Below are 8,955 nucleotides of genomic sequence, written 5' to 3' on the forward strand. Positions count from 1 at the left end.
GGGGTTGGTTTTTTATTTTTAAAATAAAGTGGGATATCTACTTCTTTTTCACTAACCCGGTTTTTTATTTAACTTTTAAACCCCCGACCCCGCTCGCCCGATCTAGCCCGGAACCTGCATTCGACCCTCGGAGCCGCCAGCCTGGTGGCTCCGTTTTTTATGTTCATCGATTACGCCACGATTCACGTCGAAGGAGGGGCCGGAGGCCGCGGCTGCGTTGCGTTCCGGCGCGAGAAATACGTCCCCCGTGGGGGCCCCAGCGGCGGCGACGGCGGGGGCGGCGGATCAGTCTGGGTCGAGGCCACCGAATCGATGAACACCCTCCAGCACCTCCGCTACAAACGGGAGTACAAGGCCGACCGCGGACAGCACGGCGAAGGATCGAACCGCTCCGGGCGCACCGGATCGGACACCGTCATCAGTCTCCCCGTCGGATCGGTGGTCACCGACAAGGTGACGGGTGAGATCATCGCCGATCTCGTCGAGCCCGGCCAGCGGGTTCGCGTCGCCAGCGGAGGCCGCGGAGGCCTCGGAAATCAGAACTTCGCCAGCGCGACCAATCAGGCGCCGAGATACGCTCAGCCCGGCGAAGCAGGGGAGACTCGCGATCTGATCGTCGAGCTGAAGCTGATCGCCGACATCGGACTCGTCGGCTTGCCGAACGCGGGAAAATCGACACTGATCTCGGTCATCTCCGCAGCAAGACCGAAGATCGCCGACTACCCGTTCACGACCCTCGAGCCCGTGCTCGGTGTCGTCCCCTGGGGCGATCTCGAATCGTTCGTCGTCGCCGACATCCCCGGATTGATCGAGGGAGCTCACGAGGGTCACGGGCTCGGTGACCGCTTTCTCCGCCATGTCGAACGCTGCAGAATGCTCGTTCACATGGTCGATCTCTCCTCCGAAGATCCGGCGCGCGACGCGGCGGTCATCACCGCCGAGATCCGGGCGTACTCGGACGAGTTGGCCCGGAAGCCGAGAATCGTCTGTGGCACCAAGCTCGATGCCGCATCCGAAGGTTCGAGCGAAAAGCTCAGGAAATGGGCCGAGGACGGCGGGTTCGACTACAGGGAGATCTCCGCGGTCACCGGGGCCGGCGTGGATCAGTTCGTCTACCTGCTCGGAGGGCTGGTGAAGTCCGAAGAGAAGGCGGTCTCCCGGTGAACATCGCGATCGCGGGGGGAACCTTCGATCCGGTTCATCACGGGCACCTCGATCCTCTCATATCACAAATTGAACATTTCAACTGGTTAAATGTACTGTTCATACCGGCAAGCATTCAGCCGTTCAAAGGGACGACGGCGGCGAGCTCCTGGGACCGGCATGCGATGCTCGTCCTTGCGACCGAAGAGACCCCGACCTTCCGGGTGCTGACGACCGAGCTGGAGCGGCCCGGTGTCTCGTATACGGTCGACACGCTCGAGGCTCTGCGAGCGGAGTATCCGGAGGCGAGGCTCGACTGGATCATCGGAAGCGACAATGTCGGGCGGCTGCAGGAGTGGAGGAATCTGGACCGCATCCTGGAGCTGGCAAATTTCGTGGTGCTGCGCCGCGGGAAGGGGGGATTCGAGGTTCCGCCCGAGCTGGCGGAACGGATCGTGGATAAGGGGGAGATGCCGCCTGCGGGCGGGATCGCCTCAGCGGAGAATCCGCTGATCGAGATCTCCTCGACGACGATTCGTCAGAGGCGGCGGGAGGGGCTTTCGATCGAGGGGATGGTTCCATTTCGCGTGGAGAGGTACATCGAACATAATGGGCTTTATGTCGGAGACTGACAGCGTCGCGCGCAGCGTGAGCCTCGCCGTCGAGGTCGCCCTCGACAAGAAGGCGTTCGATCTGGTCGTTCTGAAGGTCGGCGAGGTCTCGTCGATCGCCGACTACTTCGTGATCTGTTCGACCGGTTCGGAGAGGCAGAGCCTGGCGATCACGGAGGGGATCGAGGAGAAATTGCGGGAGAGCGTCGGGATCAAGCCGCTGCTCGTCGAGGGGAGACGACCGGGGCGGTGGGTATTGCTCGACTACGGCGATTTCGTCGTGCACGTCTTCACCGAGGAGACGCGAGGCTTTTATCGGCTGGAGCGGCTGTGGGACGACGCGCCGGACGAGACGGACCGGTTCGTCGGGGACGGCGGCTCGATTGTCGCGGCGGCTTCCGAATCCTGACGCGGCGATCCGCCGCCGATTCCCGACGCGATCCGCCGTGCTGCGCCGGGTCCTCGATGTCGCGGCGCGGATCGCAACCAGCGACGCGACCGTCCTGGTGGAGGGGGAGTCCGGCACCGGCAAGGACCTTCTGGCGAAAACGATCCATCAGGCGGGGCCCCGCAGCCAGGGCCCATTCGTCGCCGTCGCGCCGGCGTCGATCTCGCCCGAGCTTTTCGAGAGCGAGCTCTTCGGTTTCGAGAAAGGCGCGTTCACCGATGCCCGGGAACGGAAACCCGGACGGGTCGAGTCGGCGCACGGGGGGACCCTCTATCTCGACGAGGTCGGGGTGACTCCGCCCGAGGTTCAGCCGAAACTGCTCCGGTTCGTACAGGACGGGGAGTTCACCCGCATCGGAGGGTGGGCCGACCTTCGGGTCGACGCCAGGATCATCGCCTCCTCCTCGCAGTCGCTCGAGGCGCTGGTCGATCAGGGCGGCTTCCGGAAGGATCTTCTTTATCGGCTCAACGTCGTCACCCTCGAGCTCCCCCCGCTCAGGCATCGCAGTGAGGACATCCCCCTGCTCGCCGCCCGCTTCGCAGCCGAACACGCCGACTCTTCGTTCACCATCTCGGACGAAGCGATGGATCTGCTCGTGGGCCTCGAGTGGAAGGGGAACGTGCGTGAGCTGTCGAATGTCGTACGGCGAGCGGTGCTGACGGCTTCGGGGCCGGTCCTCAAACCGGAGGACTTCGATATCCGCCGGGAGCCGGCGAGCCTGGTCGCAGAGGCCTCCGAGGAGTCGTGGCCGCTGGAGAAGCTCGAGGAGGCGTACATCCGGGAGATTCTGCGACGAACCCGTAACAACTTTTCGACGTCCGCCAGGATCCTCGGAATCAACCGGAAGACGCTGCTCGAGAAGCGACGGCGATACGGCATCGATGAAGCGGGTGACGATGGCTGACAAGCTCCGATTCCTTCGGGTCGGGCCGACGAAAAACGCGGGTCTCGCGGAGATGGAATCGGATTATCTCGCCCGGATTGGACGCTTCTATCCCGCTTCTTTGGTGACAGTTACCCCGGAAAAGAACCGTTCGAAGTCCGACGCCGAGATTCGCGCGATCGAGACCCGCCGTCTCATCGACGCGGCTGCGGGCCCCGCCACCCTCGTCACGGTCGATGAGCGCGGGGTTCAGTGGACATCTCCTCGGTTTGCAAAATGGTTGGGCCAGGAGGTCGACGGGAATCCTCACGGGGTCACTTTCGTCACCGGGGGCGATCTCGGACTCACCGAGGAAATTAGAACTGCTGCAGGACTCGTTCTGTCTCTGTCAACGATGACCCTCCCTCATGAGATGGCACGAATCATTCTTCTCGAGCAGGTCTATCGGGCGTGCACGATCCTTCGGGGCGTGAAATACCACAAATGAGAGGAACGAAGCGTATGGCCAAAGCCAAGACGAGGAAAGCTGATCCCTGGAAGTCACACAAGAAGACTCTTGCGGAAAAGCGAGATGAGCTTCTCGAGGTATACGACAAGGACCGTGCAGCGCTTGCCGAGCACACCGATGACGGCATTCAGGATCTCGCCGACCGGGCAGCGAATGCTTACGCCCGCGAACTGAACTTCTCCCTCTCCGACGTCGAGCGGAACACCCTGATTCGAATCGAGGAAGCGTTCGACCGGATGGAGGAGGGGATCTACGGTTTCTGCACCAATTGTGAGCAGAAGATCGGCGAGAAGCGGCTGAAGGCCGTTCCGTGGACTCCGCTCTGCATCGATTGCGCGGAGCTTGCCGAGAACGGTTTGCTCGAGGTGTCGACCAGCTCGAGCTCCGACGAAGAAGAGTAAGACGAACCGCGCGAAAATCAGGGCGGGAGCCGGGCAGAGTGCCGGGCTCCCGCCCTTTTCCGTTTTCGGGGCCCGTAGCGCGGTAAGTTCAGTTCGATACAGCACGTCGAAGGTGGACGACCTCCCGGAGATTCAACGCGAAGACGGTCGGACGTTCTGTCGCCCGCTGAAGCGGGCTCGCCGTTCTTTTCTGGAAAGCGCAACTGTCCCCCGGCTGAAGCCGGGGGCTAAGACCTTTCACCCGCTTGCGCGGGCTGAACAGAGATCGAGATCTCGCTGGCTTCAACGCGGCTGGATTCCTTCGACGTTCTGTCGCCCGCCGAAGCGGGCTCGCCAGAATCAGACAAGAGGAGCTCGCCGTTTCAGGCTCGCGCAAATCGGACGCAGCAGACAAAGCCGCCGAAGGCGGCGCCAGACCTTAGCCCCCGGCTTCAGCCGGGGGACAGAAGCGCGGCAGCCCAACGAGGTCGAGCCCGCTTCAGCGGGCGACAGAAGAGACGGTCCGGCTCGAACTTGCGTGCCTACGAGGTCCGCCGGCGGCGCTACGCCGCCCCCCGGACTTCGGGGCTTTACATGTCGGTTATCCTGAGTCAGTGACTTTCATCGAACTGGCGCCGTACATTGCGATCGGGGCGGCCGTGGCGGGATTCGCAATCGGCTGGTTCTGGCGATCCCGGCTCGCGCTCTCGAGCCGGATCGAGAATCGTCGCGAGATCGACCAGCTCCGCTTTCAGGTCGAAGCTGCGGGGAGCGAGAAGCACCGGCTGACGACCGAGCTCGCAGCTGCCCGTGAAGCTCTCGACAGGGAGCGCTCGGCGCGCATCGAAGCCGAGGTCAAACAGGGAGATCTCGACCAGATGCGGGCGTTTCTCGAGGAAGCGCGGCAGCGGCTGGAAGCCTCCTACGCGCAGCTCTCGTCGAAGGCGCTCGACGGGGCGGTCGAGAACCTGAGACGTCTGGTCACCCCGGTTCTGGAAAAAAATCAGGGGGAGATCTCCGCAGGTCTGGAACGAAAGAGGCTCGAGATCGAAAATCTCCTGCAGCCGGTGACCGCGATGCTGGAGAGCTATCGGACCGAGATTCGCGAGGTCGAGCGGAAGCGGGATCATGCGTTCGGCAGCATCGGGCAGTCGATCGAGACGCTTCGATCGGAGACCTCGCGTCTGGCGTCCGCGCTGAGAGCTCCGTCGGCGGCGGGCAACTGGGGCGAGAATACGTTGAGGCGTTGCGTCGAGCTCGCCGGAATGAACGAGTACTGCGATTTCGACACCCAGATGACGTTCGACCTCGGAGACGGCCGCTCGATCCGTCCCGATCTCATCGTCACGCTTCCCGACGAGCGCGTCATCGCGATCGATGCAAAGGTCCCGGTCAAGGCATTCCTCGACGCGGCCGGTGAAACGGACGAGAAGCTGCGCGCCGAGGCGCTGGCGATCCACGCGACCAACGTCAAGCGCCACATCGATATCCTTTCCCGTAAGGACTACCAGGAGCACATCCAGCGTGGGACGAAGCGCTCGCTCGATTTCACGGTTCTCTTCATGGGAGGCGAGCAGTACCTTTCGAGCGCGCTGATGACCGATCAGGGAATCTGGGAGTACGCGGCAACGAGAAAGGTCGTGCTCGCGTCGCCGATGATTCTGGTTCCGCTGCTGCAGGCGCTGGCGACCGGATGGCGAGCCGAGAAGCTCGAGGAGAGCGCGCAGAAGGCGCTCGAGACCGCCGAACAGCTCTATGACCGGTTCTGCATTTTCGCATCCCACTTTCAGGCACTCGGTCGCAACCTCGATCAGGCGACCGGCAAGTTCAACGAGGCTCTCCGTTCATTCGAGACGAGGCTCGAACCGAAAGCGCGCGAGGTTCGGGATCTGACCCGAAGCCGCAGAGAGCTCGAACGGGTCGATGCCATCGACTCGATAGCCGCGACCTCCGTGAAGCTGGAGGAGCTGACCTCCGGTGATGGCGATGCAGAGTCCACCGAGAACTGAGCCCGCGACCGACGCTCCGTCCCCGCCGCCCCCGATGCGCCGGAAGAGCGGATGCTGGTGGATCCTCCTCGCGAGCACGATCGCGATGCTGCTGATCATCTACGCGGGCTATCGCTGCACGAAGAGTCTCGTCCGGCAGTCGTCCGAGTCGGTCACGAGCATGTTCGAGATGGAGGAGGAGACGCTCAACCTCGCGGCCGTCGTCTCGCAGGTTCGCGGTCTCGCGCGGCTCGAGACCGCCTCGATGCAGATCATCCAGGTGCTCCAGGTCTCGCAGAGCCACGGCATGATTCCGGACGCCGTTGCCGGCGACCGGGTGAGACTGATGGCGGTCGGCGACGTCATCGCGGGGATCGACCTCGCGGAGATCCGCGAAGAGGACGTCCGCGTCGATGGTGACACGCTCGTGATCCGTCTGCCGCGAACGAAGATCCTGGTGACGCGTCTCGACAATCAGAAAACCGAGGTGCTCGACCGCGAGACGGGATTGCTTCGGAAGAGCGACATTCATCTCGAATCGCGAGCCCGCGAGGAAGCGGAGATCGCGATCCGGAACGAGGCGCTGCGGAAGGGAATCCGGGAGATCGCGCGGCGGAACGCCGAGAAGCAGCTCGCCGAATTTCTGATGAAGCTCGGCGCGGAGAGCGTGCGGTTCGAGAGCGAGCTCGCGCCGCCATCCGACAGCGAGCTCCGATAGCGTCGTCTCTTCGAGTAACTCGGCCTGCGATGGTCACGTGAAATAAGCACTCACTTATGTAAATTCACACATCTTGAGCGCAGGTACACGAGTACTGATCGCGGCACTGTGGTCGGCGGTACCACGATCGCAAACGGTTTGACTTCGACCAGGATAACGTTCCGGCAAATGACATTCTGCTGATATGAGCAAGAACGAGTGAGGATGAGAGAAATGAGATCCGGATTGATCACTATCATATTTTTGTCGGTCTCGATTTTTTCGGCGGTCCCAGCGTTGTCCCAGGGTTTTGACGAAGAAGAATCCGAAGTCTATCTGCTGCCGGTTGTCGCCAAGGAATTGCCGGGCGCACATGGCTCGATCTGGCAGTCCGAGCTCGTGGTGGCCAATAATGCGAGTCATACGATCTTTGTAGATACTCTCGAGATTTGCTTCACTCTTTGCACGCCCAAAGAGTTTCCTGCAGGTTCTATCCGCCTGATTCCCACGATGCCACAGCCCGGTGGGCTACCTGGGCTTCTGTTGTACACCACCCATGGCGCGGACGCACCAACCTTCAATCTTCGAATGCAGGACCTTTCTCGTCAGGCGCAAACGTGGGGTACGCAGATCCCCGTGGTTGCACGATCCGAAATGAGCTCGGCGCCAATCTTTCTGCTCAACGTGCCTCTCACATCAGGATTCCGCCAGACACTGCGGGTCTATATGCCCTCAACGAACGAAGGCATGAATGTAGTCGTGTCCGTATTGCATCCCCAGAACGAGACGGTCGTTCTTGGGCAGGCGGTCCTCAGTGTCGATGGAGGAAGCCATCCGTACAAGCCGGCGTACGCGCAACTGGACGGCGTTCAATCGATCATCAGTTCATCGGAGATTCCCTCGACCGTGAACATCAAGATCGTCCCGGAACGCGATCTCCCGTTCTGGGCCTTCATCAGCGTCACCAACAACGAGACGCAGCATGTGACGACGATCGTGCCGTGACCCGCTTGACGTCAACCGGACGAAGGGCTAGAGTCGTCGGCGATGAGATTCGACCTTCGCACCTACGCGTATACCGTGACCCATCCGGGCCGCGTGAGCGTGCGTCCGTCGAGCTGATCGACTAAACAAAGACGCAATCAACGACAGGCCCGCGAGCGATCGCGGGCCTTTTTGCGTTTCAGGAGGACACACGATGACCAGCGCAACAGCTTCGACGAAAGCTTCGGAATGGACCGTCGCGCCGGAGTACCGGGCGGAGCAGGAGTTCGACGCCTACTCGACCGAAGAGCATGCGACCTGGGCCGAGCTGTGGCGTCGCCGCATGCCGGAGCTCCGGAAGACGGCGGGGAGGGCGTGGTTGCAGGGGGCGGAGCTGATCGGACTCGACGCCGAGAGGATCCCGGATCTCTACGAGGTCAATCGGAGGCTCGACGGGCTGACGGGGTGGAACGCGGTGCCGGTGAGCGGCTTCATCCCCGCGGCCGACTTCTTCCGCGCGCTCTCGGCGCGGCGTTTCCCGACGACCGTGAAGGTCCGAGCGGCCGATTCGATCGACTACACGCCCGAGCCCGACATCTTCCACGACGTCTTCGGCCACGTCCCGCTCCACGCCGAAACGACGTTTGCGAACTTCCTGCAGCGCTTCGGGCATATCGCGTCGATGGCGAAAACCGAGGAGGAGACGACGATGATGGCGCGCCTCTTCTGGTTCACCGTCGAGTTCGGATTGATTCGCGAGGACGGGGAGACGAAGATCTACGGCAGCGGCCTCATCTCCAGCGCAGGCGACGCGAAACAGGCGCTCGGGGCCGAATGTGACCGCCGCCCCTTCGATCTCGAAGCGGTGCTCAATCAGCCGTTCGAGATCGATCACTTTCAGACGATCCTCTTCGTGGTGGAGTCGTTCGAGCAGCTCGAGGAGGCGGTGGAGGCGATGGAGAGACGGTTGGAGAACCGGGTTTGAGGTTGGAGGTTGGAGGTTGGAGGTTGGAGGAGTGGACTTGGGTGGACGCTGTGGACTCGGGTGGACGCTGTGGACCCGGGTGGACGCTGTGGACTCAATGCAGTCCACTCCGATACTTCATGAACGAATGGACGGCGTTGAATCCATCACGTCCACTACGTCCACCAAAGTCCACTACGTCCACTGCGTGCACGGTTTTTCTGAGCTTCACCCGGTTTCGTGGACAGGGTAGTAGTTGAGTGCCGATTCAGAGATCGACACCGGCCCAGTTGTTTTCTTCCTCCCCCTCGAGGGGGAGGATCGAGGAGGGGGTGCAATCGTTTGGTCG

General features: G+C 62.1%; 10 protein-coding genes. All 10 read left to right on the forward strand.

Annotated features, from left to right (window positions below; genetic code table 11):
- The first annotated feature begins 159 nt into the window (after positions 1–159).
- The 10 genes from obgE to KY459_16535 all read left to right on the forward strand — a co-directional run bounded on the left by obgE (position 160) and on the right by KY459_16535 (position 8,627).
- Positions 160–1,164, forward strand: a complete 1,005-nt coding sequence (gene obgE, locus KY459_16490) for a GTPase ObgE (GenBank protein ID MBW3566306.1) — start codon at positions 160–162, stop codon at positions 1,162–1,164.
- Positions 1,161–1,775: a nicotinate (nicotinamide) nucleotide adenylyltransferase gene (gene nadD / locus KY459_16495; protein MBW3566307.1), complete on the forward strand. Its 615-nt coding sequence runs from the start codon at positions 1,161–1,163 to the stop codon at positions 1,773–1,775. The genes obgE and nadD overlap by 4 nt, the downstream gene beginning before the upstream one ends.
- A complete protein-coding gene (gene rsfS / locus KY459_16500) occupies positions 1,762–2,163 on the forward strand; it encodes a ribosome silencing factor (GenBank protein MBW3566308.1) in 402 nt (133 codons plus the stop codon). The genes nadD and rsfS overlap by 14 nt, the downstream gene beginning before the upstream one ends.
- Positions 2,164–2,200: 37 nt before the next feature.
- A complete protein-coding gene (locus KY459_16505; protein MBW3566309.1) occupies positions 2,201–3,106 on the forward strand; it encodes a sigma-54 dependent transcriptional regulator in 906 nt (301 codons plus the stop codon).
- Complete coding sequence (locus KY459_16510) at positions 3,099–3,572, forward strand: 23S rRNA (pseudouridine(1915)-N(3))-methyltransferase RlmH (GenBank protein MBW3566310.1); 474 nt, start codon at positions 3,099–3,101, stop codon at positions 3,570–3,572. Before KY459_16505 ends, KY459_16510 begins: the two co-directional genes overlap by 8 nt.
- A 14-nt stretch (positions 3,573–3,586) precedes the next feature.
- Positions 3,587–3,994, forward strand: coding sequence for a TraR/DksA C4-type zinc finger protein (locus KY459_16515; GenBank protein MBW3566311.1), 408 nt, complete (start codon positions 3,587–3,589; stop codon positions 3,992–3,994).
- A gap of 593 nt (positions 3,995–4,587) precedes the next feature.
- The gene (gene rmuC, locus KY459_16520; GenBank protein ID MBW3566312.1) at positions 4,588–5,982 is read left to right on the forward strand and encodes a DNA recombination protein RmuC; all 1,395 of its coding nucleotides are present in this window, start codon (positions 4,588–4,590) and stop codon (positions 5,980–5,982) included.
- Entirely contained in the window at positions 5,954–6,679 is a 726-nt protein-coding gene (locus KY459_16525; protein ID MBW3566313.1) for a DUF4230 domain-containing protein, read from the forward strand. The genes rmuC and KY459_16525 overlap by 29 nt, the downstream gene beginning before the upstream one ends.
- Positions 6,680–6,892: 213 nt before the next feature.
- The gene (locus KY459_16530; protein ID MBW3566314.1) at positions 6,893–7,663 is read left to right on the forward strand and encodes a hypothetical protein; all 771 of its coding nucleotides are present in this window, start codon (positions 6,893–6,895) and stop codon (positions 7,661–7,663) included.
- Positions 7,664–7,856: 193 nt separating this feature from the next.
- The gene (locus tag KY459_16535; GenBank protein MBW3566315.1) at positions 7,857–8,627 is read left to right on the forward strand and encodes a phenylalanine 4-monooxygenase; all 771 of its coding nucleotides are present in this window, start codon (positions 7,857–7,859) and stop codon (positions 8,625–8,627) included.
- The last annotated feature ends 328 nt before the right edge of the window (positions 8,628–8,955 follow it).

This window comes from Acidobacteriota bacterium (assembly GCA_019347945.1).
Taxonomy (GTDB): Bacteria; Acidobacteriota; Thermoanaerobaculia; order Gp7-AA8; family JAHWKK01; genus JAHWKK01.